The 23990-nt window shown below is 73.5% G+C and carries 23 protein-coding genes, 1 tRNA gene and 1 pseudogene; 8 read left to right on the top strand and 17 right to left on the bottom strand.

Features of this window, described 5'->3' with window-relative positions:
- The coding region (locus HLB15_RS14930; RefSeq protein ID WP_171106556.1) for an ROK family protein at nucleotides 1-784 on the top strand (784 nt) is incomplete at its 5' end.
- A gap of 303 nt (nucleotides 785-1087) precedes the next feature.
- Here the strand turns inward: HLB15_RS14930 and HLB15_RS14925 are convergent.
- Nucleotides 1088-1900, bottom strand: a complete 813-nt coding sequence (locus HLB15_RS14925; RefSeq protein WP_171106555.1) for an SDR family NAD(P)-dependent oxidoreductase — start codon at nucleotides 1898-1900, stop codon at nucleotides 1088-1090.
- A gap of 58 nt (nucleotides 1901-1958) precedes the next feature.
- Between HLB15_RS14925 and HLB15_RS14920 the strand changes: the two genes are divergently transcribed.
- A complete protein-coding gene (locus HLB15_RS14920) occupies nucleotides 1959-2531 on the top strand; it encodes a TetR family transcriptional regulator (protein WP_171106554.1) in 573 nt (190 codons plus the stop codon).
- 10 nt (nucleotides 2532-2541) lie between these two features.
- Here the strand turns inward: HLB15_RS14920 and HLB15_RS14915 are convergent, their stop codons facing one another.
- The gene (locus HLB15_RS14915; RefSeq protein ID WP_171106553.1) at nucleotides 2542-3147 is read right to left on the bottom strand and encodes a TetR/AcrR family transcriptional regulator; all 606 of its coding nucleotides are present in this window, start codon (nucleotides 3145-3147) and stop codon (nucleotides 2542-2544) included.
- A gap of 100 nt (nucleotides 3148-3247) precedes the next feature.
- Here HLB15_RS14915 and HLB15_RS14910 point away from each other — a divergent pair, with 100 nt between their 5' ends.
- Nucleotides 3248-4420, top strand: coding sequence for a PQQ-dependent sugar dehydrogenase (locus HLB15_RS14910; protein WP_171106552.1), 1173 nt, complete (start codon nucleotides 3248-3250; stop codon nucleotides 4418-4420).
- A 161-nt stretch (nucleotides 4421-4581) separates the two neighbouring features.
- Here the strand turns inward: HLB15_RS14910 and HLB15_RS14905 are convergent, their stop codons facing one another.
- The 10 genes from HLB15_RS14905 to HLB15_RS14860 form a co-directional block, all read right to left on the bottom strand.
- The gene (locus HLB15_RS14905) at nucleotides 4582-4827 is read right to left on the bottom strand and encodes a hypothetical protein (protein ID WP_171106551.1); all 246 of its coding nucleotides are present in this window, start codon (nucleotides 4825-4827) and stop codon (nucleotides 4582-4584) included.
- Nucleotides 4824-5705, bottom strand: coding sequence for a multicopper oxidase family protein (locus tag HLB15_RS14900; protein WP_229785079.1), 882 nt, complete (start codon nucleotides 5703-5705; stop codon nucleotides 4824-4826). The genes HLB15_RS14905 and HLB15_RS14900 overlap by 4 nt, the downstream gene beginning before the upstream one ends.
- Before the next feature lie 281 nt (nucleotides 5706-5986).
- On the bottom strand, nucleotides 5987-6460 hold the full coding sequence (locus HLB15_RS24850; RefSeq protein ID WP_171106550.1) for a helix-turn-helix transcriptional regulator: 474 nt from the start codon (nucleotides 6458-6460) through the stop codon (nucleotides 5987-5989).
- Nucleotides 6432-8123 (bottom strand): SulP family inorganic anion transporter, encoded by a 1692-nt coding sequence (locus HLB15_RS14890; protein WP_171106558.1) that lies wholly within the window; start codon nucleotides 8121-8123, stop codon nucleotides 6432-6434. Before HLB15_RS14890 ends, HLB15_RS24850 begins: the two co-directional genes overlap by 29 nt.
- 80 nt (nucleotides 8124-8203) lie before the next feature.
- Nucleotides 8204-8632: an ArsR/SmtB family transcription factor gene (locus HLB15_RS14885; protein WP_171106549.1), complete on the bottom strand. Its 429-nt coding sequence runs from the start codon at nucleotides 8630-8632 to the stop codon at nucleotides 8204-8206.
- Nucleotides 8633-8641: 9 nt separating this feature from the next.
- Nucleotides 8642-9244, bottom strand: coding sequence for a phage integrase central domain-containing protein (locus tag HLB15_RS14880; RefSeq protein WP_171106548.1), 603 nt, complete (start codon nucleotides 9242-9244; stop codon nucleotides 8642-8644).
- Nucleotides 9245-9250: 6 nt separating this feature from the next.
- A complete protein-coding gene (locus HLB15_RS14875; protein WP_229785080.1) occupies nucleotides 9251-9505 on the bottom strand; it encodes a helix-turn-helix domain-containing protein in 255 nt (84 codons plus the stop codon).
- A gap of 191 nt (nucleotides 9506-9696) precedes the next feature.
- A tRNA-Ala gene (locus HLB15_RS14870) sits at nucleotides 9697-9769 on the bottom strand.
- 65 nt (nucleotides 9770-9834) lie between these two features.
- Nucleotides 9835-10896: a hypothetical protein gene (locus HLB15_RS14865; RefSeq protein ID WP_171106547.1), complete on the bottom strand. Its 1062-nt coding sequence runs from the start codon at nucleotides 10894-10896 to the stop codon at nucleotides 9835-9837.
- Nucleotides 10897-10956: 60 nt separating this feature from the next.
- A complete protein-coding gene (locus HLB15_RS14860; RefSeq protein ID WP_171106546.1) occupies nucleotides 10957-11568 on the bottom strand; it encodes a GNAT family N-acetyltransferase in 612 nt (203 codons plus the stop codon).
- Between the two features lie 227 nt (nucleotides 11569-11795).
- Between HLB15_RS14860 and HLB15_RS14855 the strand changes: the two genes are divergently transcribed.
- Nucleotides 11796-12440, top strand: coding sequence for a 5-formyltetrahydrofolate cyclo-ligase (locus HLB15_RS14855; protein WP_171106545.1), 645 nt, complete (start codon nucleotides 11796-11798; stop codon nucleotides 12438-12440).
- 54 nt (nucleotides 12441-12494) lie between these two features.
- Here HLB15_RS14855 and HLB15_RS14850 read toward each other — a convergent pair whose 3' ends face one another.
- A complete protein-coding gene (locus HLB15_RS14850; protein WP_229785148.1) occupies nucleotides 12495-15074 on the bottom strand; it encodes a penicillin acylase family protein in 2580 nt (859 codons plus the stop codon).
- 272 nt (nucleotides 15075-15346) lie between these two features.
- Here HLB15_RS14850 and HLB15_RS24845 point away from each other — a divergent pair.
- Nucleotides 15347-15445 (top strand): annotated as a pseudogene (locus tag HLB15_RS24845) (FmdB family zinc ribbon protein); the annotation flags it as partial.
- Between the two features lie 62 nt (nucleotides 15446-15507).
- Here HLB15_RS24845 and HLB15_RS24840 read toward each other — a convergent pair.
- Nucleotides 15508-15720, bottom strand: a complete 213-nt coding sequence (locus HLB15_RS24840; protein WP_311979585.1) for a hypothetical protein — start codon at nucleotides 15718-15720, stop codon at nucleotides 15508-15510.
- 87 nt (nucleotides 15721-15807) lie between these two features.
- On the opposite strand from HLB15_RS24840, the gene HLB15_RS14840 reads away from it, so the two are divergent.
- Together HLB15_RS14840 and mscL are read left to right on the top strand one after the other, a co-directional pair.
- The gene (locus HLB15_RS14840) at nucleotides 15808-16728 is read left to right on the top strand and encodes an SAF domain-containing protein (protein WP_171106542.1); all 921 of its coding nucleotides are present in this window, start codon (nucleotides 15808-15810) and stop codon (nucleotides 16726-16728) included.
- Between the two features lie 171 nt (nucleotides 16729-16899).
- On the top strand, nucleotides 16900-17343 hold the full coding sequence (gene mscL, locus HLB15_RS14835; protein ID WP_171106541.1) for a large conductance mechanosensitive channel protein MscL: 444 nt from the start codon (nucleotides 16900-16902) through the stop codon (nucleotides 17341-17343).
- Between the two features lie 89 nt (nucleotides 17344-17432).
- On the opposite strand, the gene HLB15_RS14830 is transcribed toward mscL, so the two are convergent.
- Entirely contained in the window at nucleotides 17433-17723 is a 291-nt protein-coding gene (locus HLB15_RS14830) for a hypothetical protein (protein WP_171106537.1), read from the bottom strand.
- A 107-nt stretch (nucleotides 17724-17830) separates the two neighbouring features.
- Nucleotides 17831-21865: a PDDEXK-like endonuclease domain-containing protein gene (locus HLB15_RS14825; protein ID WP_171106540.1), complete on the bottom strand. Its 4035-nt coding sequence runs from the start codon at nucleotides 21863-21865 to the stop codon at nucleotides 17831-17833.
- Nucleotides 21866-22439: 574 nt separating this feature from the next.
- Between HLB15_RS14825 and HLB15_RS14820 the strand changes: the two genes are divergently transcribed.
- Nucleotides 22440-23675 (top strand): MFS transporter, encoded by a 1236-nt coding sequence (locus HLB15_RS14820; RefSeq protein ID WP_171106539.1) that lies wholly within the window; start codon nucleotides 22440-22442, stop codon nucleotides 23673-23675.
- A gap of 46 nt (nucleotides 23676-23721) precedes the next feature.
- On the opposite strand, the gene HLB15_RS14815 is transcribed toward HLB15_RS14820, so the two are convergent.
- On the bottom strand, nucleotides 23722-23990 hold a 269-nt coding region (locus HLB15_RS14815; RefSeq protein WP_171106538.1), incomplete at its 5' end, for a helix-turn-helix domain-containing protein.

The raw sequence follows: 23990 nt of genomic DNA, 5'->3' as shown, positions 1-23990 counted from the left end.
GGTCCTCGCCGTGGTCGTCGGCGTGCCCGCGCCGACCGACGCGCACGGCACCTCGCCGCCCGGCAACCAGCGGCGGTTCTGGGCGCGGATGAACCCCGGGCTCGCCGAGCAGCTCGCCGACGTCGGGCAGACCGTCGCCGTCGAGAACGACGCCAACCTCGCCGCCGTCGCGGAGTGGACCATCGGCGCGGGCGCAGGCCTGTCGTCGTTCGCGACCCTGCTCTCGGGCGAGCGGTTCGGCGCCGGGCTCATCGTCGACGGCACCCTGCTGCGCGGGCAGGGCGGCGGCGCGGGCGAGATGCGGCTGCTCGACCTCGTCGAGGGCGTCGGGTCGGCGGACGGCCTGGGGCACGTCGCGCGCGAGCTCGTGCGCCGCGCGGCCGACGCGGGCGAGCTGCCCGCCGGGTCGCCCCTACGCGGCCAGGACCCGGCAGCGCTCGACGCCGCCGACGTGTTCGCGGCGGCCCAGGCGGGCGACGCCGTCGCGACGTCGATCGTCGAGCAGCTCGCCGACCGGCTGGCGCGCGTGTGCGCCGTCATCGCGTCGCTCCTCGACGTCGAGCGCATCGTGGTCGGCGGCGCGCTGTCCCCCGCGCTGGGCCCGGTGGTCGCCGCGGCGACCGAGCGCCTGCCGTCCTACATCCACCCGCCGGTGCCCACCGTCGTCGCCTCGGAGCTGGGCTCCGACGGCGTGCACGTCGGGGCCGTGCGGCGGGCACTGGCCCTCGTGCGGGCGAACCCGTTCGACTTCGAGCTCGTCCGCGAGGCCGCCGCGCGGGGTTGAGCGTCAGCCCGTCGGCTCCCCGAGGGCCGCGAGCTCCGCCACGCAGTCCCGCCCGCGCGCGAGCTGCTCCCGGTAGTGCGCGATCTCGCCACGGACGACGTCCTGGTCCGCCCGCAGCTGCGCCGCTCGAAGGTGTACGGTCGCAGGTCCTCGCCGGGCCCGAAGGCCGCGAATCCGGTGGTCTCACGCATGTCAGCGACGCTAGGAGCCGGAGCGCGCTCCAGCGCAAGTGCGGCGAGCCGCTCGCCGGAGCGGGAGGTCCGCCGAGCGTGGTGCGTCGAGCAGGCGACGCCCACCGCCGGCTCAGACCACCGCCACGTTCCGCTCCGGGTCCGTGATCCGCTCCATGAGCGTGACCGCGGCGCGCCGACTGAGCAGGCGCGACATGGCGGCAGCCCGGCGGTTCTGCCCGCCGTCGATCGCGCTCGGGCCCGGGTTGCGCGCGGCGAGGTGGGCGAACGCCGTCGCGACCACGTCCTCCGGCTGCCGCTTGCGCGCGCCGGCCGTCGCGTCCTCCGTGCCCACGACGTCGTTGAACTCGGTGGCCGTGGCGCCGGGCGAGAGCGCGAACACGGTCAGGCCGGTGTGCCGCAGCTCGGCCCAGAGCGCCTCCGTGAAGCTCAGCACGAACGCCTTGGCACCTCCGTAGACGGCCATGCGCGGGGTGGGCGCGTAGGCGGCCATGCTCGCGACGTTGACGAGGAACCCGTCCCCCGCGGCGAGCAGGTCGGGCAGGAAGGCGTGCGCGATCTGGACGGGGGCCGCGACGTCGACGGCGATCTCCCGGGCGAGACGCTCCGGGTCCTCGTCGCGGAACGGCCCCCACGTACCGAAGCCCGCGTTGTTGACGAGGCTCGTGACCGTCACCCCGTGCGCGGCGACGGCTTCCCGGAGGTCGGCGCCGACGGTCGGGACGGACAGGTCGAACGGCACGACCGTGACGCCGACGGCGTGCCGGGCGCGGAGCTCGGCCGCGAGCGCCTCGAGCCGGTCGGCGCGGCGGGCGACGAGCACGAGGTCGGCGCCGCGCGCGGCGAGCCCGGTCGCGAACACGCGCCCGATGCCGGAGCTGGCGCCCGTGAGGAGGACGGTCTGGGTCGGGTAGTCGATAGCCATGTGGACACTGTATGCCTACCTGTCACTCGGTGCCAAGTAGGCATCGTAGGATGAGTCCGTGGCCACAGCATGGGACCGGCAGCGCGCCGCGCTGCGCGAGGAGATCACCGAGACGGCGCGCACGCTCTTCGTCGAGAAGGGGTTCGACGCGACGACGGTCGACGAGATCGCCCAGGCCGTCGGCATCTCGCGGCGCTCGTTCTTCCGCTACTTCGGCACCAAGGAGGACGTCGTGCTCGGCGACCTCACCGGGCGCGCCGACGCCCTCGCGCGTGCGCTGGCGGCGCGCCCGGCGGACGAGGACCCGTGGACGGCGCTGCGCACCGCGATGCTCGACTCGCGCAGCGAGACCTTCACCGACGTGCGCTCCGACCTCGCGATCACGCGCATGATGCGGGACACGCCCTCGCTGCGGGCGCGGAAGTTCGAGAAGCGCCAGTACTGGAGCGAGGTGCTGACCCCGCTGGTCGCCGAGCGGATCACCGAAGGCGACGCGACGGTGCGCGCCGCCGCCGTCGTCGCGGCCGTGCTGGCGTGCGTCGACATCGCCTCGGACGTGTGGGCCGAGTCCGGCGGGACCGCGGACATCGTGGCCGTCTACGACGAGGCGGTCGCGGCGCTGCGCGACTGACCGCGGCGCCTCAGCCCTGGGGCGCGGCGCCGCGGAGCGCCTGGTCGACGAGCCGGGGGACGAGGGTCTCGTCGAAGGGCTCGCGCAGCACGAGCAGGCGGTGGTAGCACACGCCCCAGAGCTGGTCGACGAGGAGGTGGAGGTCGGCGTCCGCGCGCAGCTGACCCTTCCGCTGCGCGGTCCGCAGCCGCTCCAGGCCGAGGTCGCGCCGCGGCCGGGCGTAGCCCTCGACCCACGCCGCGGCGACGTGCGGGTCGGTCTGCGCGGCACCGACGATCTGGGACACCGGTACGCCGGCGCCGTCGCGGGTCATGAGCCGCACGAAGGCCGTGAGCTGCGAGACGAGGTCGGCGCGGAGGTCACCCGTGTCGGGGAACGCCAGCACCGGCGCGCTCCGGGCGAAGTACGCCTCGGCGGCGAGCGCCCCCGGCGACGGCCACCACTTGTAGAGCGTGACCTTGCTCGACCCCGCCTCCCGGGCCACGCGGTCGAACGTCACGGCGGGCAGACCCTCCTCCAGGAGCAGCCGGCCCGTCGCGGCGAGCACCGCGGCGCGCACCTCTCCCGCCGGCCTGCGGCCCCTGCCCCGTCGAGCACTGACGCCCTGCTCGCTCATCGACGCTCCTTCTCCTCGATGTGAACCTCTTGTACATTTTCGAGGGCCTCGTTAATGTACATGTTGTTCACATCGTAGCGAGGTTCGCCAGGAGCACACCATGAGACCGCACCCCCTCTCCCCTCGGGCGCGCGGCGCCGCGCGGGCCACCGCTGCCCTGCTGGGCCTCGCCGTCGCGGGCGGCCTGGCCGGCTGCACGCCGGCGACGACCGGCGAGACCCCCGACCCGCGCGTCGTGACCTCGGCGCCCACGGACCCCGGGACCGCCGTCGCCACGCTCGGCGAGCCGGAGGAGCTGACCACCGGGCTCGAGGCGCCCTGGGGGCTGACCTTCCTGCCCGACGGGTCAGCCCTCGTGTCGGAACGGATCAGCGGCCGCATCCTGCACGTCGCGGCCGACGGCGGCCCCGCGCGCGAGGTCGGCGTCGTGCCCGACGTCGCCGTCTCCTCCGAGGGCGGTCTGCTCGGCATCGTCGCCTCCCCCGACTTCGCGCAGGACCGCACGGTGTACGCGTCGGTGTCCGGGCGGGACGAGAACCGGGTCGTCGCACTCACGGTCGCCGAGGACCTCGGCTCCCTGGCGGTGGACCGCGTGCTGCTCGACGGCATCCTGACCGCCGACCGGCACCACGGCGGCCGCCTCGCCGTCGGCCCGGACGGGCACCTGTGGATCGGCACCGGCGACGCCTTCGAGCCGGAGAACGCCGCGGACGACGACTCGCTCAACGGCAAGGTCCTGCGCATCGCGACCGACGGCTCGATCCCGGAGGACAACCCGGCGGACTCGCCGATCTACTCCGGCGGGCACCGGAACGTGCAGGGCATCACGTTCGGGCCGGACGGCACCCCCTACGCGTCGGAGCTCGGCCACCGCACGTGGGACGAGGTGAACGTGCTGCGCCCCGGCGAGGACTACGGCTGGCCCGAGACCGAGGGCGTCGCCGGCGACACGGGCGTGCCGCCGATCGCGACCATCCACCCCGACGACGCCAGTCCGTCCGGCGTGGCCTACGCCGCCGGGTCGCTGTGGATCGGCGCGCTGGGCGGGCAGCGCCTCTGGCAGCTCCCGGTCGACGGCCCCGCGGCGACCGCGGACCCGATCGAGCACCTCGCCGGCACGTACGGCCGCATCCGCACCGTCGAGGTCGCACCCGACGGCGCGCTGTGGCTGGTCACGTCGAACACCGACCGCGCGACGTGGGGCGGCACCGACCCCCGACCGGGCGACGACCGCATCCTGCGGGTCGAGGTGGCGGAGCCCGGCGAGAGGTAGCAGGAGGAGCGGTGGAGCGTACAGGGAGCGAGCCCTGCCCGCGGGCTGACGGCCCGCGGGCAGGGCTCCGGTGGTCAGGACGTCACGCGACGTCCCCGGTGCCGCGCCACCACCATCGCGGCGGCGCCGAGCAGGATCAGCAGCGCCGCTCCCCCGGCGAGTCACCCGACGTCGGCACCCGTCATCGCCAGCGGAGGCGTGCTCGCCGCCCCCGGACCGGGCGGGGTCCCGGGGCCGGACGGCGGGGTCCCCGGAGTGGTCGGCGGTGCGCACGCCTCCGCGCTGTCGGTCAGGTCGTTGTGCGCGATGCCCGCCGTGTTCGCGAACCCGCCCGCGTCGTCCGACCCGGGCTCAGGGCACGTGAACGTGGACTCGTCGGCGGCGTCGTCGTCGACGGTGGCGGTCACCTCGACCCGGTACGTGTGGGTGGTTCCCGCACGCAGGGCGCGCTCCAGCCCGACACGCGGACCATGACCGGCGAGCTCGTGCTGCGCGCCGAGGCGAAGCTGCTGCTGGCACCGGGACGGGCACGCGCGTGCTGCACCTCGCGGAGCAGCACCCGGACGTCGAGTCGCTCACCCTGAGCGCTGCCAATCGGTGCCGTGGTGGGCGCGCCGGGCTGCGTGCCGCCACCTCGCAGGGTGACGTCCTGGATGATCAGCGGGATGTCATCGACACCGTAGTCAGACGGCAGGCCCGTCCGGGTGTCGTCGTCGATCAGGAAGAGCCCGGCCATTCCTCGGCCGACCTGGAGCTCGGTCTGTCCGTGGGGGTGCGGGTGGTACCAGAGCGTGGCCGCTGGTTGATCGATCTGCCAGGCTGCCGTCCACGTGGACTTCGGGTGGATGCACTGGTGCGGTGTACCGTCCTGGCTCGCGGGCAGGATCATGCCGTGCCAGTGGGCCGTGGTCGCCATGGTGAGGTCGTTGGTCACGCGGATGCGTACAGGTTCACCGCGTGCGGCTCGGATCGTCGGACCGAGGTAGGTCCCGTTGAACCCCATCGTGGAGAACCGGACTCCCGGGACGAGTTCCGTATCGCCCGCCTGTGCGGTGAGGTGGAAGACACGTTCGCCGTTGACGATCTCCGAATCCAGCAACGGTGGGATCTGCAAGGGCGTCGTGAACGACAGCCCTGATCCTTGTGATCGGCCTTCGGTGAGCCAGTATCCGCCCCCGCCGACCACCCCGATCACCCCGGCCACGCCGAGGCCGAGCAGCATCGTTCGTCGGCTGATCCGGATCGCAGGAGGCTCGCCCGTTGCAGGGGTGAGGTCCGTGCTCACGGGTGAGTGCGTGTTCGTGCGGTGTGCGAGCAGGCATGGACGAGCGCGGGCGTGAGGTCAGTGGCGAGATCGTTGGGGTCGCGGAGCGACTCGATGGTGCCGAGTTGTTCAAGGACCGGGAGTCGCTCCGTCCTGTTCGCCGTGAGCTCATACCGCGGCCGTTCTTCGCCGCCAAATACCACTGCGATCCTCCCCACGGGGCCTGTCACCGAATGGCGACCTGATGTCATTGTCGAACCTGTCGGGATGCCCGGCGCCGCGCCCGCCTCCTCACCATGGGTTCAGCTTTGCCGGGCACGGCGCTCCGCGGCGATCATGACCTGGGTCGCGTACGTGTCCAGCGCTGCTGCGATCCGCCTCAGGGTGGCCAGTGAGACGCTGAGGTTCCCGGACTCGTACTTCGCGATCGTGTCCAGGGGCTCACCGACAAGGTCCGCGAGCTGCTGCTGGGTCATGTTCCGCGCGGCACGCTGCTCGCCGATCTCCTGCGCGAGTGCGCGCGCCATGGTCTGGCCGTCGAAGCGCGGTGGGTCGACCAAGGTTCCTGCGATGCTCGCGAGCTCTGCCGAGACCCGCGCCGGCGAGTCGGCCGTCAGGGCAGCCAGGGTCGAGACGAGGTCGACACCGAGGGGTATCTCCCCGGTGAGCTGGTCCAGGACGTAGTCGATCGGCCGGCCCATGTGGTCGGCGATCTGCTGGGCAACGATGCCGTTCCGTGCCAGGTACTCACGGGCGGCGAAGGCGAGGTCGGGCACGACGCTTCCCCGTTGCGGGTGGTGTGGCATCAGCGTCGTCTTCGAGCTGGGGGATGTCGGTGCCCTGGCCGGCGCGGTGGACGTGGGAGCGGGCGTGGGTGACGGCGTCGTCCAGGGTGGTGAACAGGTGGTTCTCGTGGCGTAGCTCGTCCAGCACACCGACGGTGGTCATCAGCTTGCGGTGCCGGGGTTGGACGCCCTTGACCAGGACGGTGATGCCGTGCTGTTCGAGCGTCGTGATGAGGTCGGCGAGGGCCTTCGCGCCGGTGGCGTCGACCATGCCGAGCTGGGACAGGCGCAGGATGACGGCCAGGACGTTCTCACGCACGGAGGTGTCGGTGACCTCGGTCAGGATCCGGTCGGACGCACCGAAGAACATGGGTCCGTCCAGCCGGAACAGCGCGATGTGCTCGTCGCCCTCGTGTGCGACGCCGGGCAGCGGGTCACGGTGCACTGCTGAGGCGCGGGCCACGCGCCGCAGCGCGAAGAACGCCGCGACGACCAGCCCGATCTGCACCGCCTCGATCAGGTCGAACCCGACGGTGATCACGGCCGTGACGACGAACGTGGCAGCATCAGACCGGGTTGAGCGCAGCACCGCGCGGATCGTGCCCGCGCCGATCATCCGGAACGCGGTCACCATGAGCACCCCGGCCAGCGCGGCCAGCGGGATACGGCCCACCGGTCCGGTGGCGATGTAGATCACAGCGAGGATGACCACCGCGTGAATGACAGCGGCCAGCCGGGTCCGGGCGCCGGAGCGCACGTTCACGGCCGTGCGCGCGATCGCGCCGGTCGCCGGCATCCCGCCGAACAGGCCGGACGCGACCGACGCCAGGCCTTGCCCGACCAGCTCCCGGTCGGGGTGGTAGACGCTCCCGCCGGGTGCCATCGACGCCGCCACCCGTGCGGACAGCAGCGACTCGATCGCGGCTAGCGCCGCGATCGCGACCGCCGCGCCCAGCAGCTCCCCGAGCGCTGTGGCGCTGACGCCGGGCAGCACCGGGACGGGCAGGGTGTCGGGCAGTGCCCCGATCCGGGCGACGGGCGCCCCGGTGGTCTCGGCGAGCACCGTGGCCAGCACGACGGCGACCAGGGAGGCGGGGATCGCGGCGTGCAGGCGGGGCAGGGCAAGCATGAGGACGGCGACCAGCGCCACGATCGCCAGCGACCACAGCGTGGTGCCGTCCAGGGCCAGAGCGTCGAGGGCACCTGCCGCGTCGCCGACCGCGCGGACCGCGGTGACCAGGGTGTTGCCGCCGACGGCCGCGTCCTGCCCAAGTGCGGCGGGGACCTGCTGCAGGAAGATGATCGCGGCGATCCCGAGCGTGAAGCCCTCCACGACCGGCCACGGGATGAACGTGACCACCCGCCCGAGCCGCAACAGTCCAGCGGCCAGGACGATCAGCCCGCCGAGCAGGGTCACCAGGGCGACCGACGGCAGCCCGTACGCAGCGACGATCGGCGCCAGGACCACGGCCATGGCACCGGTCGGGCCGGAGACCTGGAACCGGGACCCGCCGAACACCGCAGCGACCGCGCCCGCGATCACGGCGGTCACCAGGCCGGCAGCCGGACCCACGCCCGAGCTGACGCCGAACGCGAGGGCCAGCGGCAACGCGACCACCCCGACGGTCAGCCCGGCAAGCAGATCAGCCCCCATCGACCGGGGACGCAGGTCGTAGTCATCCGCCCGGGGCAGCAGGTCACGCACGTTCAGCCGGACCAGCACCTCACGAACCGTCACTTCGCCGCCTTACCGATCGGATCCGACGTGGCCAGGGCCGCTTCGAGGACAGCCCGGGCACTGGCCCCGGGCAGGGCCGGCAGCTGCTGCGCGACGGCGAGCCGGCCGTCATCGGCGTCGTGACCAGCAAGACGTCGCAGCAGGAACGCCCGCGCGACGACGAGCAGGTCCGCGACCAACGGCTCTGTCAGCCGGTACACCACGACGTTGCCCGAACGGGACGAGTCCACGACCCCCGCGCGCTTGAGGACCGCCAGGTGCTGGGAGAGCGCGGAGGGTTCAGCGCCTGTGACGTCCAGGAGAAGAGAGACCGGCGCGGCCAGCTCCGGGTCGGCCGCGATCACTTCCAGCACCCGGATCCGGACCGGATGGGCCAGGGCTTTGAACAGGTCTGCCTTGATCGTGTACAGGGGCTGCGTATCCACACCATGACTTTAGCAGTTGCTGAAACCATTCGACTCGGGCCAGTGACTCCTCGGCGCCGGAGCCTTCGTCTTGCGCATCGGGTTGTCCCGCAACGCGTCATGGATCACCGCACGGTCCAGAACCTGGTTCACCGCGCTGCGCACCTGCGACGCGGTCGTCACCAGGTCGAACTTGCCGTCCTTGCCGCGCTCGACGATCGAGTCCAGCAGCCCCTGACACACCGCCGGAGTCAGCTCGTTCAGGCGCCGCTTGCCGAGCTTCGGCGCCGCGTGGTTCCCCAGCAGCCGCTCGTACTCGTCGATCGTCTGCGGCCGGATCAGCGGACGCGGCCACGTCGCCCGCACCCGCATCTCGTTCACCCACTCACGGCACGCCAGCCCGAACTTCGAGGACGGCGTCAGCGACTCCGACCCCTTCGGCGCGTTGAGACGTTCGGTGATGCCCTCCTGCACCCGCAGGCGCGCCGCATCCCGGTTCGGCGCGCTCCGCGACACGGAGGTGTAGTCGCCGTCCAGCAGGCGCAGGCGCGCCCGCCCGCGCCAGGCGCCCGCGCTCGTCTCCTTCAGGAAGATCTCGCCGTGCTCGCCCGGCCTCAGCATCTGCTTCCCCATGGCGGATCACCACCCTGACCCGTCGGCGTCGGCGTGACCGGCGTCGTCCATCCGGTCGGCTCGCTCAGCCAGCCACGCGCGCACATCGAGCTCGGCGAACAGCAGGTGCCGCCCCACCCGGTACGCGCGCGGACCACGCCCGCTCTTGCGCCACGTGTGCACCGTGGCCGGCGTCGTGCGCAGGAACGCGCACAGCTCGTCCAGCGTCCACAGGGGCGCGCTGCGGTCCATCGGCCCCTCGGGTGAGTGCGTCGTGCTCATGCCGCCCAGGTGTGCCTGGCGTCCCTGGCCGCGAGGGCCACCGTGGGCAATCGTGGCCAACGGTCGGCACCCCAACCGTGTCACGAACCGTGTCATCGTCATCGCATCGTCCTTAATGTCCGATGCCCTGCGAGCCCTCGTGAGGGAACGAGAAAGGCCGCTGATCTGCGGATCAGCGGCCTTTCACTGGGTGGAGCTAGGGGGATTCGAACCCCCGACCTTCTCATTGCGAACGAGACGCGCTACCAACTGCGCCATAGCCCCTTGGACTTGCAGAAGAGTAGCACTTCACCGCCGGTCCCCTGCAACTCGATGGCGTGTCGCACGGATCACCCCGCGGCTCGGCGTCGGGCCAGGATCTCCTCGAGCGGCGTGGCCAGGGTCTCGGACTTCATGCGCGGCGGCTCGCCCCGCAGCAGCTCGTCACCGGCGTCCGGCTCCGCGGCAGGCGCAGCGTCGTCCGCGGTCATGTGCGTGCGCACCGGGATGGACGGCGGCATGGCGTTCGCCGAGGCCGGGAGCGGCGCGGGCGTGCGCGGCGGCGCCGCCGGCTTGGTCACGTAGGTCGGCAGTGGCACGGGGACCGGGTCCCAAGCCCGCCCGCTCGGCGTCGCGTCGACGTCCTCGACCGGGGCCGGCGACTCCTCGGCGGCAGGCTCGGGTGCCTCCACCTCGATCACGCGCGGCTCCGTCGGCCCGTCGAGGATCTCGTCGAGCGCGTCCTTGCGGGTCACCCGAGGGATCGCCTGCGTCTCGGTGCTCGAGCCGTGCGTCGCCAGCCCCCGGACCTGGGCACGGTTGCGCGGCGCGTACGGGCCGCCGTTCGCCAGGGCCCGGGCCTGCGTCGCCCGCTGGCGCGCGGCGCGCACGCTCTCCTGCCACCGCGCGTCCGCCCGGCGTGCGGCGCGGGCAGCGCGACGCCCGAGGAAGAGCACGAACAGCAGCATGCCGGACACGGCCGCGGAGGCACCCCAGTGCAACGTCCCGAGGCCGGTGAACGTCCACGCGACGACGCTGCACACGAGCAGGAACGCCGAGACGATGAGGCGACGGCGCGCTCGCGCCGCCCGTCGGGCCCGCCGCTCCACGCGACGGATGCGCTCCGCCGTCAACGGCCGGCCGCGGACCATGATCTGCAGCGGGTAGCCCTTCGGGGTCGGGTGGGCGACGCGCGGCACACCCTGCGTGCTACCCCGCGGCTTGCCGTCCGTGACCATCGCCCCTCCTTTCCTGCCGGAACCGCTCATCGCGACGATGCGCAGCCCCACCGAGAACCTGTCGGCCACCCGTGAGTCGCCCAGATCTGTCCGCCGACGCACGAGGGTCGGCATCCAGTAGCCCAGCCACAGGACGAACAGCGCCACGGCTGTGAGTCCTGCGGTCGATTCCACGACACGACGTTAGGCGAGCATTCACGAGGCCCGCCGCACCACGCACGGCGTGTCCCGGCGTCAGAGCGAGTCGCGCACGCGCTGCCAGCGCGCCAGCAGACCGGCCGGGACCTCTTCCGCGGTGATCGCGAACGTCCGGTGGTCACGCCACTGGCCCTGGATGTGCAGGAACCGCTCGCGCACCCCCTCGTCGCGCAGGCCGAGCTTCTCGACCACCCGGAGGCTCGGCTTGTTCTCCGGCCGGATGTTGATCTCGATGCGGTGCAGACCGAGGAAGAAGGCGTAGTCCGTGGCCATCGCGACCGCGGTCGGGATGACCCCGCGCCCCGCGACGTGCTCGCTGACCCAGTACCCGATGCTCGCGGAGCACATCGAGCCCCACGTGATCGAGGAGACCGTCAGCTGTCCCACGAGCTCGCCGTCGAGCTCGACGCCGAACGGCAGCGAGGTGCCGGCCCGGGCCTGCGACGACAGCGAGCGCACGTACTCCCCGAACGTCGACGCGATGTACCGGTTCGCGCCGGGCGCCGTCGCCTCCCAGCGTTCGAGCCAGGCTGCGTTCTGCGCCCGCAGACGGGCCCAGTCGGTCGCGTCCCGACGCCGCAGCGGGCGCAGCACGACCGCTCCGGCCGGCGTGTCCTCACGCAGCGTCACCGGCCATGGCTTGGCCACCGTCCACCCCTTCGCAAACTTTCCCGCGGCGCCTTCCGGCACCTCCGACCTGCTCGACGGCATTCTCGTTCGCCCCTCGCCACGTCCTACGGCGTATCGCCGTGCTGGAGAGGGTCTACCACGCCCGGTGGTCACTGACCCGTCGAGCGGCCGCTGGGCCATGTTCTCGCCTTCTTCGTGCGCTGTTCGTAACAATCCAGTCTCGGAGTCTTGGCACAATAGCGGTCATGAGCGGCATCTCCGTCCCGACGCCACAGCCGTACCCCGTGCACCCGGGGATGGAGACCGCCGACGCCAAGGAGGAGCTGCGCCGCGCGATCCGCGCCCAGCGCGGCCACCGGACGGCCCGCCAGCGCGCGCAGGCCGCCGAGGCGTTCGCCGACGTCATCGAGACCATCCCCGAGGTCCGCGACGCCGGCTGCGTCGCCGCGTACGCCGCGCGCAGCGCCGAGCCGGGCATGCTGCCGCTGCTGGAACGCCTCTCGGGTCGCGGCGTCCGCGTGCTTCTCCCCGTGCTCGGCGCGGGCCTCGCCCGCGACTGGGCCGACTACACGGGCCCCGACGACCTCCTCGAGCGCGCCCCGGGCCGCCCGCCGGAACCCGGCGGCCCCACCCTGGGCACGGACGCCATCAAGCTCGCCGACGTCGTCCTGGCGCCGGCCCTCGCCGTCGACTCGCGCGGGGTGCGGCTCGGCCAGGGCGGCGGCTGGTACGACCGCGCCCTGACGCACCTGCGTCCGGGCGCCAAGGTGGTCGCCGTCGTCTTCCCCGAAGAGGTGTACGACGCCGCGGACCGCCCCCTTCCGATCGAGGAGCACGACATCCGCGTGCACGCCGTCGCGACGACGACCGACTGGCGCCTGCTGGGCTGAGCCCACGACGGGACGACGCGGGCCGGGCAGGTCGACCCGCCCGACCCGCCGCCGTCACGGCGTGAGGATCAGCTCGTCCTGCTGGGCCTGCGTCACCGCGTCGGCGCTGAACGGCCACGGGAAGGTCTCCCCCGTCGCCCAGGCCTCGAGCTGGTCGTCGTAGTGGGGCGACGCCGGGTGCGCCGACGTACCGGTCACGACGACCCACGTCGAGGCGTCGAGGTCGGCGAGGTCGACCACCATGCGCATCGACGGACCGCTGGTCACGTCGAAGCTGCCGCTCGAGGCGTCCCAGGCGGTGGCGTTGACGATGGACGAGCCGCCGCCGACCTTCGTCGGGGCCGGGTTCACGTACAGCGAGACGGGCGCGGGGACGGCGGGGCCGCCGAGCACCAGGTGCTCCAGCTTGAGCTGGTGCAGCGTGCCCCACTCCCAGTCGCTCGTGTCCTTCCCGAGCTCGACCGTGAGGTCCTGCCGCGCGCTGGTCAGAGCCTCGCTGAGCACCTGGTCACGGCTCTCCACCACGGCGACGGTCGACTTGTCGTCCCAGAACTCGTCGTTCGGGTCGTCGAGCATGCCCTGGATGACGGCGAGCCAGCGGCTGCCGCCGTCGGGCCACATGGCCTCGGGCAGCTCGTCGTTGAAGGTGATCTGCAGCAGGTTCCGCCACACCGCGGCGAAGTAGGCCGCCGCCGCCGAGTCGGCGGTCATGGTGCGGTCCCAGTCTGCCAGCAGGTCCTGACCGTCCGACTCGTAGCCCTCCGGCAGGTCGACCTCGAGCAGCACGGGCACCAGCGTGTCGGCGAACACGCTCCACTGGTCCATCTGGATCTCCGACATGTCGGCCGCTGTGAGCTTGCGGCCCTCGGCGATCCGCTCGGTGAGCAGCGTCCGGATGCGCTCCGACCGGTACCCGTAGTCCCAGTCCCGGGTGAGGAACGGGCCGTTGCCGCCGGGCAGCACCGCCTGGTTCGCCGCGACGACGAAGCCCTCCTTCGGGTCCAGCACGCTCGGCATCTGCTCGGCCGGCACGAAGCCCGTCCAGTCGTACCGGGCGTCCCAGCCGGGGCGCGGCCACGAGCCGTCCGACTCCACGGCACCGGGCACGCTCGCGCGCACCGGGATCTTGCCGGGCGCCTGGTAGCCGATGTGCCCGTCCGTCGTGGCGAACACGATGTTCTGCGCGGGCACCTCGAACAGCGCGGCGGCGGCCTTCATGTCCTGCGGCGTGCGCGCCCGGTTCATGGCGAACACGGCGTCGGCGGTGCGGCCGGGCTGGAGCGCCGTCCACTGCAGCGAGATCTCGTACTGGCCCAGCGCGGTACCCGTCTCCGTGGGTGAGCCGCGCACGGCGTCCATCTCGGCCTCGCCCATGACCGAGGAGATGATCGGCCCGTGCACGGTGCGCCGGACCTCCAGGTCGACGGGGCTGCCGCCGTCGACGCGGATGACCTCGGTCTCCGTCTCCATGGGCACCCACTCGTCCGCGCCGCGCAGGTAGGTGTCGTTGCGGACGCGCTCGATGAAGAAGTCCGTGACGTCGGCGCCCATGTTGGTCAGGCCCCAGGCGATGTCGGCGTTGTGGCCGATGATCACGCCGGGGAACCCGGAGAACGAGAAGCCCGAGACGTCGAACGGGCACTCCTCGCCGACCTGGTTGCAGTGCAGGCCCACCTGCGCCCAGATGCCGGGCGCCGCGAGATCCAGGTGCGGGTCGTTCGCGAGCAGCGGCCGGCCGGACTCCGTGAACTGCCCGGAGACGGCCCACGAGTTCGACCCCGTGCCCTCACCGCGCGCGATCTGCACCGGCACGGTGTCCAGCGCGCGCTGGGCCGACGCCATGGCCTCGGCCAGCTCGGGGCTGCCGTAGACCTCCTGCGTGGCCGACGCGTTCTCGGCGCCCTGGGCCGGCGGCGTCGCCTGGTCGGCGCTCACCTCGGCGGGGTCGAGGATCGGGGCGTTGCCGGTGCCCGAGAACGCGGGGAACAGCTCGGCCACGCGCGACGCGTCACCGAGGGTGCTGTACGCCAGCGCCCGGTCCAGCTCGTCCTCGTAGTTGCCGCGCAGGTCCCAGGCCATGGCCTTGAGCCAGGCGAGCGAGTCGATCGGGTCCCACGGTTCGGGTTCGTTCACCTCGACGCTGACGTCGAGCACCGTGTACTCGACGGCGGTCTCGCCGGGGCTGCGGTCGGCGAGGTAGGCGTTCACGCCGTCGGCGTAGGCCTGCAGATACTGCCGCGTCGTGTCGTCGAGGAGGTTGAACTCCTCCTCGGCCACGTGCCGCCACCCGAACGTGCGGATCACCTTGTCCGCGGAGATCGCGTCCTCGTTGTTGCCCACCAGCTCGGCCAGGCGGCCCGCGGTCACGTGCCTGCGGTAGTCCATCTCGAAGAAGCGGTCCTGCGCGTGCACGTAGCCCTGCGCGCGGAACAGGTCCTCGGCCGAGTCGGCGTAGATCTGCGGCACGCCCTGTGCGTCCCGGCTCACCCGCACGTCGGCGGCGAGCCCCTCGAGCTGGACCTCGCCGGACAGCTCCGGCAGCGGGCGGCGCGCGGTGAGCAGCCCGAAGGTGGTCAGCGCGACCAGGGCCAGCACGAGCACCACCGCGGTGCCCACCAGGAACTGGCGGACCATGGTCGTACGGGTCCGACGGCGGCGGGGCTTCGGGGCGTCGGAGGAAGCGGTCTCGGCGGGCTCGACAGGCTCGGCGGATGTGGTCGCGGACACGCAGTGGAGACTACCGCCCGCCCCAGACATTGAGTGAACGCGCCGGGTCCGGCGCCATGGTGCGCCGCGGGACTATCCGGCGCCGTCGGACGGTTAGTATTGGCACTCGGAAACCCCGAGTGCCAGGCCCTGCACCGGCGAGCGCGCCGCTCCCCCTGCCGGCCTGACGTCCCAGAGGAGTGCACGTGCCCACCTATGCGTACCGGTGTGCCGACTGCGGCCACGCCTTCGACATCCACCAGGAGTTCAGCGACGAGTCGCTGACCGTCTGCCCCGAGTGCCAGGGCAAGCTCCGGAAGGTCTTCAGCTCCGTGGGCGTCACCTTCAAGGGCTCCGGTTTCTACCGCACCGACTCCCGCAGCACCTCGACCAGCAGCACGGTGAAGGCCGGCGGCTCGGACTCCGGGTCGTCCTCGTCCTCGTCGTCGAACGGCTCGTCGAGCGGTTCGTCGAGCTCGTCGAGCTCGTCGTCGGGCAGCGGCTCCAAGGCCGCCTCCGCCTGATCAGAGCGGGACGGGAGGCCGCCCTCGCGGGGGCACCGTGCTGCGAGCACGACCACAGCCGGCCTCGTGCCGCGGTTGTGCACAGGCCGCCCGGGGCGGTCGACGGCGGCCGGTCTCGCCGACCTAGCGTCGTCGGCATGGGACCTCTCGACACCCTCGAACCGACGGACCGGCACCGTTCCCCCGGACGCTCGGCGGCCGACGCGCACGCGTCCGCCACGCCCGCGTCGGGCGCCCCGGACCCGTGGGCCGGCACGGTCGGCGTCGTCGGACCCGACGGCTGGGCGGGCGCGGGCCGTGACGAGCCGCCACACCGCTCCGCTCTCCCGTGGGACGTCCGGGGTGCGTCCGGCAGCCCCGGGCAGAGCGCTGCGACGCGGCCGGACCGCCGCCCCCGTCCTCTCCCGCCCGCAGTGCGGCACGCGCGGATCCTCCTGTGGCGCCGCCGCCACCTCCTCGCCGCACTCCTGCTCGGCCTCGCCACCACGCTCGCCGTGCAGCTCCTGTGGCCGCCGCCCCCGCCCACCGTCGACGTCGCCGTCACCGCGCGTGCAGTCGCCGCTGGAACCCAGCTGACCAGGGACGACGTCGTTCTCCGCGCCGTCGCCGCCGACATCGTGCCGCCGGGCGCCGCACGCAGCCTGCGCGGTCTGCTCGGACGCGCCGCCGTGGTCGGGCTCCCTGCGGGCGCGCCGCTGCACACCGCCCTCGTCTCGGACGACGGTGTCTCCGCCGCGGCCCCGCGCGGCACCGTCGTCGTCCCGGTCCGCCTGTCCGACGACGCCGTCGCCGCCCTCCTGCGTCCGGGCGACCGGGTGGACCTGCTGGCGGGCACGACATCCGGCGTCGACCCCGCGACCGACCCGCAGTACCTGGCGCGGGATGCCCTCGTGCTCCCGGTGCCGGCCGGCCGTGCCCCGGAGGCGTCGAGCGGGCTGCTGGGTCCCGCCGCCGAGGCGGACCGCCCCGTCACGCTGGTCGCGGTCCATCCCGACGAGGCGCCAGGACTCTCCGCGGTCTCGGGCTGGGGGTCGGTCGCGGCAGTGCTGGTTCCGTGAACCGCAACCCGCGACAATCGCGACCCCTCGGTGCATAGTGGCCCACAAAGGCTCGACAATTCTGCGGAATGTCCCGTTCGAGATGCGGTGCCTTCCAACGAACCGGAGAATCCATGACCGGGCCGGTCCCGACGGCTCGGACCACTCGTGAACCAGGGCAGGGGAAACACAATGCTTCAGGGATTCAAGGAATTCATCACCCGCGGGAACGTGCTCGATCTCGCGGTGGCGGTCGTCATCGGCGCGGCATTCTCCGCGGTGGTCAACGGCCTCGTGGACGGCTTCATCATGCCGCTCATCAGCTGGCTCGTCGGGGCGCCCGACTTCTCGGGTCTCTCGTTCGAGGTGCCCAACTGGCAGGGCGAGACGACCGTCTTCCCGTACGGTCTCTTCGTGCAGGCCGTCATCATGTTCCTGCTCATCGCGGCCGCCATCTACTTCTTCGTGATCGTGCCGATCAACAAGCTCCAGTCGCTGCGCAAGAAGCCCGAGGAGGTCGTCGAGGAGGCCGCGGCCGAGGAGGTCGTGCTGCTCACCGAGATCCGCGACCTGCTGCGCGCCCAGAGCGCCGGTGCGGGCACCCGCACCGGCACGACGCCCCCGCCGGTCGGCTGAGCACCAGCCGCTGACCCACGCCGCGGTGTCCGCCCTCAGCGTCGAGGGCGGGCACCGCGCGCCGTCAGCCGCACCGTCAGCCGCGCCCGTCAGCCCCAGTGCGGCGGCACGTCCCGCCGTAGCTGCTCGTCGTTGGACCCGTGCCCGCTGTCCGCGGCCGGCGCCCCGTCGAGACCCTCGCCCCAACCGGTCGGCCGCTCGTCGGCGCTCACGCCGAGCACGCTCTCGCGCTCCGTCCCGCGCCGCACGACCCGGCGGTGCTTCCGCCGACGAGGCGCGGCGGCGCCGTCGTGCGGAGTGCCCTGGGGAGTGCCCTGGTCGTCAGGTCCGCCCCCGGCCATCCGGCCGGGATCCGGCCCAGCCTCCTGCTCATCGCTCACGTTCGCATTGTCCCGCGCCCGGGATCCGCCGCGAGCACGCGACCCGGCACGGAGCTCGGGGCCGAGCCACCTGACTACCTCGCCAGGTGACTACCTCGGCGTTCGGGTCAGTCGTCCAGGACCTGGGGGACCACCGGGTCCGCAGCCGGGGGCACTCCGCCGGTCTGGCCCACGCGGGCGTCACGGACCGCGAGGACCACGCGCCGCACGCGCTCGGCCTCGGCGTCGGGGTCGAGGAACGCGGCCGCCGACCAGACCTGCGCGACGACCCAGCCGAGCCGTTCGAGGCGCTCGGCGAGCTGCCGGTCCCGCACGCGGATCGACGGCTCGGCGACGTAGGCGGCGTCGTCGGTGAGCACGGCCACGAGGAGCTCGCCCGGCAGGTCGGGGTGGCCCACCGCGAGCGGGATGCGGTCGCCGCCGGGGAGGCCGTAGTCGGTCTCGACCACGAGGCCCGAGCGCCAGAGCCGCTCGCCCAGGTCCACGACGAGGCGGTCGACCGACCGCGCGACGTCCACGCCGTTGCCGATCTCGACCTGGTCGGCGAGCCCCGACCGCTCCTGCGCGAACGAGAGCACGCTCGCGAGCAGCTGGGGGCCCGGTCCGCGCAGGCGCTCGGGGTCGAGGTCGGACGCGGGGAAGCAGGACACGACGTGCAGCCGCTTGCGGGCGGCCCCCAGGGCACCGAGCAGCATCGCGTCGCCACCCGCCTCGCCCAGCACGCCGAACCGGTGCAGCACGCGGCCGTGCGGCGTGCGGCCGAAGCCGAGCGTCAGCACGATCGTGTCGCGGCCGAGCCCGGCCACGCCCGTGACGTCAGCGACCACGACCGGCTCCGGCCGCGACCCGGCGAAGAACGGGGCGAGCGCCGGGTTCGCGCGCACCTCGGCGAGCAGCCGCTCCCGGATCCGGTCCGCGTGCGCCGCCGTCACGGTCACGATGCCGAAGGTCTCCTCGGGCCGGGTCATCGCGTGCTCGATCGCGAGGTCGACGACCCGCTCGACCTCGGCCGTCGTCGACTCGACGGTGCCGGAGACCGGGTCCGGCATGCCCGACCCGTCCACGAGCGAGAAGTGCACGAGCGCCTCCGTGCGCGGCAGCGGCGCCGGGCGGAGGATGCCCTCGTAGCCGTGCTCCGCGAGCAGCGCCGTGAGCCGCGGGTCCCGGCGGGCGGGCTCGGGCTGGAGCGTGACGCGCGGCAGCAGCCGCGCGATCTCCCGCACCGCCGTGCCCGACGCCGAGCGCGGGTCGCCCACCACCACGATCTGCCGGCCGCGGGCCAGCGCGGGCACGACCACCTCGAGCGGCACGTGCTGCACCGCGTCGAGGATCACGAGGTCGGCGCTGGGCTCGGGCGGCAGCAGGTGCGGCACCATCGTCGGCGTGGAGACCCACGTGGGTCGCAGCCGGCGGACGGTCGAGGCGTGCTTGGTCACCAGGTCGCGCATCGAGGAGATGTCGCCCTCGACGAGCTCGGCGTAGAGGGCCTCGGCGTCGTCCCGCTCCTCGCGCATCGCTGCGCCGAGGTGGGCCCGCACCGCGGCCCGCACCGGGGCGGACAGCGACGCGACGTGCCGCCGGTCGAGCTCGCGGAACCGCCCGGCGAGGGCGTCGAGGCCGGCACCGTCCTGACCGGCGAGGTCCGGCTCCGTGGCGAGGATCTGCTCGAACACCGACGACCACCAGGCGAGCTCCAGCTCCGGGCCGACGAGGTCCTCCTCGACGCGACGCTCCTCGAGGTCGTCCACGAGCGGGCCGAGGCCCGTCGCGCGCAGGCGGCGCAGCACGGCGGTCCGCTCGGGCAGCTGGGTCAGGGCCTCCCGCGTCTCGGAGAGGGACGCCAACCGCTGGACCATCGCGAACAGGTCGAGGTCGAGCAGGTCGCCGCCCGCCTGCGACCCGCGCAGCACCGGCTCGAGCGCCTCGAGGTCGATGCGCACGGCCTCGTACGTCTCCTCGACCGCCGCGAGGCCCTCCGGCAGGGTCGGCCAGCCGCCGCGCGGGCACTGCTCCTGCCACACCTCGCGCTGGCGCTGCACCTCGACGAGCGCGGCGTGCATGTCCGGCACGCGCACACCCGGCCGCACCATCTCGCGCGCCCGCCGCTTCAGCCGGCGCCGGGTCAGCCAGCCCATCTCGACGCCCTGCTCCGCGCGCTGCCTGCGCGACGCCGTGGCCTGCACCATGTCCGCCGCGGTGCGCTCGAACACCATCGGCTGGAAGACGTCGAGCGTGCCGCGCATGCCGCCGAGCATCGCGAGCTGCTCGCCCCACTGCCGCGCCGTCGTCGCCTGGACCAGACCCGTCACGCGCGCGACGTACTCGATCTGCTCGCGCAGCTTCGGCAGCGTGTGCTCGGCGAGGCGGGTCACGCGGGCCAGGGTGGCGCGGGCGTCGTCGTCAGTGAGGATGTGCGCGCCGAACCACGGGCTGGACGACGCCGTGAGCGTGAACGCCCCGAGCTCGGCCGCGCGCCGCAGGTCGGCCGCGACCTGGGCCCGGCGCCCGGCGTCGAGCGCGAGCACCTCCTCGGCCCCCAGCCGCACCCGCGTGGCCGGGGCGGGGCGCTCGGACGTGAGCCGCGCCAGGGCCTGCAGGGCGTCGTACGCGGACACGCCCCACGGCGCGCGCACGCGGTGCAGCGCCTCGATGTACCCGGCGAGCTGGGCGCGCGACCCGATGAGCGCGTCGCGCACGCGCGCCACCTCGTCGACGTCGATCCGCTCCTGTGCCGGTGCCATCGCCTCGAGCAGGCGGCGGGCCGTGAGGGCGCGCCAGGCCGGGACCGGCGCGATGTCGAGCAGCAGCCCGCCCAGGCCGAGCGACTCCAGCCGCGCGGCCAGGGCGTCGGCGGCCCGGCGGTGGCCCGGCACGTACAGCACGGACCGCCCGCTCGCGTTCGCCTCGGCGACGACGGCGGCCAGCGTCCCCGCGACGTCCGACCCGACCGGCGCGTCCACGAAGAGGTGGCTGCCGGTCGTGAGCGCGTCGACGACGCGCCGCTGGTGCGGGTCCAGGTCGCCGACGCCGCGCTCGTGCGCCGGGTCGGCGTCGCCGACCCGGGGCTCGGGCAGCCCGGCCGCGTCGAGCGCACGCACCGACGCGTCGACACCGGCGAGCGCGGAGACCACCTCGTGGCCGCCGAGCGTGGGGGCGAGCTCGTCGAGGTCGTCGACGAGCACCTGGCCCGGGTGCACGAACGTGCCGACGAGCACGCTGCGGTCGAGCTGGAAGTCGCCGAGCACGGCCGACCCGAGGCTCGCGACGCGCTCGAGCACGTCGGTCGGGTTGAAGCCGGCGAGCGTGAACGTCGCCTTCGCGAGCGCGGTGGCGTCGAGCAGGGCACCGTTGTCGCGGAGCGTCCGTGCGACCACCGGGTTGATCTCGGCGGCGGTGTCGAGCGTGATGTCGAAGTCCGCCTCGCCGTCGTTGCGCGGCGTGAGCGTGACGGGCCGCAGGATGACGGGCGCGCGGACCACGCGCGGGCCGGCGTCCTCGCCCTCGGGCTGCGCGGGCCGCCCGGACGGCATCGTGAGCGTGACGACGGGCACCGAGCCGGTGAGGGCGGGCGCGTCGTCGGGGCTGTCGGCCGAGCCCTGGTCGTGCTGGGGCGCGCTCGCCGGACCGAGCACCCGCGTGATGGCCTCCATGTCGTCGGCCCGGCCCGCTGCGCCGCCGGGGCGCTCGGTCCAGGTGGCGACGCCGATCGCGAGATAGGTCGGTGAGAGCCCGTAGCGCTGCGCGTGCTCCGCGGACCGCGCGGCGACGGCGCGGGCCCGGCGGCGTGCGGCCGGCAGCGCACCGGCCTCGCGGACGAGGTTGGACAGGCGGGTCGGCCGCCCCGCGAAGAGCTGGGCGATGCCGGACGGGTGGGCGGAGGACAGGTCGATGACCGCCTCGCCGAGCAGCCCGACGTCCGCCAGCGACGACCCTCCGGCCAGCTGGACGAGCCCGGCGCGCCAGCGCGCGACGGACTCGGACAGGGGGTCCCTGGGGCCCTGTTCCGTGGACCCCGGAGCCTCCGACGGGACCGGCTCGAGGGCCGGGTCCACGTTCTCGTCCTGCAGCGCGGCCGAGAGCTCCTCGGACAGGTCTGCCGAGCTCTCGGGAGCGGCTGCGGTCTGGCGGCGTGCAGCGTTCACCCCAGCACGCTAACCGCGCGGCGTGGACGAACTCCGGACGCCACGCCGCACGCCGCGCCGGACCTCGCGGGGCACGGTGGGCCCGAGAGCGCACAGGGCGGGCCGTGAGCGGCGCCGGGCGGAGCGCCGGGCGGAATGCAAGAGCCCCTCCGGCAGGGGGTCCGAAGGGGCTTCGCAGACGGGCCGAAGCCCGACGGGTGATGACGATGCGCACCGCGCAGGGGGCGGGCGATGCGCACCGTCTTGTGAGAGTCTGCACCTGTTCCAGGCCGACGTCAACACCGACTCGGACGATTGTCCAACTCTTCGTGGCGCGATGTAGAAAACGTTGTCGAGATCACTCCCGACAAGGGACGGCACGGGAGATCTTCCCCGTCGTTCCACCGTTCTCCGGTGCTGCCGACCGGTCCGCGGCAGCGCACCCCCACGGCACCCGCAGCCGCCGGCGGGCCGGTGATCGGCGTCGGGATATCACCCTCCGGAAAAATAGCCGCGCGCCCCCGCGGGCCACGTCCCCGAGACGTCAGGGATCGTCGAAAAAAGGCTCGACACGCCCTCCTAGACTTGACCGTTTGTGAGCGCACTCGTCGAGACCGTCTTCCCGCGCCGGTTGGGCCGGCCGTTCCGCTGGCTCGTCTCGGCGTCCTGGACGAGCAACATCGGCGACGGCATCGCGATCGCCGCCGGGCCGCTCCTCGTCGCCTCGCAGACGGACAGTGCCTTCCTCGTCGCCCTCGCCGCGATGCTCGAGCGCCTGCCCTGGCTCGTGTTCGGCCTCTGGGCCGGCGTGCTCGCGGACCGGCTGGACCGGCGCGCGGTCGTCGTCGTCGCCAACCTCGTCCGCGCGGTCGTCATCGCGCTGCTGGTCGGGTTCATCGCCACGGGGTCGGTGTCCATCGCCGTCGTGCTGGTCGCGATGTTCCTCTGGGGCACGGCCGAGGTGTTCGCCGACACCACCCAGCAGACCCTCCTGCCCATGCTCGTCGAGCCGAAGGACCTCGGCACCGGCAACCAGCGCCTCCAGGCCGGGTTCCTCACGGCGAACCAGTTCGTGGGCCCGCCGGTCGGCGCGTTCCTCTTCGCCGCAGGCATGGTGTGGCCGTTCGTGGTCCAGGTGGTCGCCGTCGCCCTCGCCGTCGTGCTGGTCTCGCGCGTGCGCCTGCCCGACGTCGAGCCCCGCGCCGAGCGGACCCACGTGCGGCAGGACATGGCCGAGGGCTTCCGCTGGATCTGGCACCACAAGCCCGTGCGCACGCTGGCGCTCGTCATCCTCACGTTCAACGTCACGTGGGCGGCGCCGGGCGCGATCCTCGTCAAGTACGCCCTCGACCACCTGCACATGAGCGAGGTCCAGTACGGCCTGCTCACCACGGCCGGCGCGGTCGGCGGCATCCTCGGCACCGTCGCGTACGGCTGGCTCGAACGCCATGTCGCCCTGGCCACCCTCATGCGCATCTGCCTCACGCTCGAGGTGCTCTACCACGCGGCCTTCGCGTTGGCGTCGACCGCGTGGGTGGCGCTCCTGATCATGGGCGTCTTCGGGGTGTACGCGTTCGTGTGGGGCACGCTGTCGACGACCGTGCGCCAGCGCGCCGTGCCGCGCGAGTTCCAGGGGCGGGTCGGCTCGATCTACATGATCTGCGTGTTCGGCGGCATCGCCCTCGGGCAGCTGCTCGGCGGCGTGATCGCCGAGCACTGGGGGCTCGTGGCGCCCTGGTGGTTCGCGTGCGCGGGCGCCGGCCTCACGCTGGCCCTCGTGTGGCGGTCGCTGACGAACATCGCGCACGCGGGCGCGGTCCACGAGGCCTGAGGCCGGCACCCGGCACCCGGCACCGGGACGGGACGGGCGACCGAGGTCAGCGGCGCGCCACGATCGGGATCGAGCCCGTCTCGGTGAACTCCCGCATGCGCTTGCGGACGGTCGACTCGCTGACGCCGACCTCCTCCGCGATCTGCCGGTACGTGCGGCCCTTCGCACGCAGGTCGATCATGCGCTCCGCCGCGCGGGTGCCGAGCTGGGTGTCGCGGCGCGGGGTGCGGCGGGGCGGGAGCGCCTCGCGCACGTTGGCCGTTGCGCGGTCGGCGGCCTGGACCGGGTCGGCCGGGCGGCCGTCCTCCTCGGCCC

Source organism: Promicromonospora citrea (genome assembly GCF_013004695.1).
Lineage (GTDB): Bacteria > Actinomycetota > Actinomycetes > Actinomycetales > Cellulomonadaceae > Promicromonospora > Promicromonospora citrea.
Note: the sequence above shows the minus strand (reverse complement) of the source record. Positions and strands in the feature narration are given on the sequence as shown.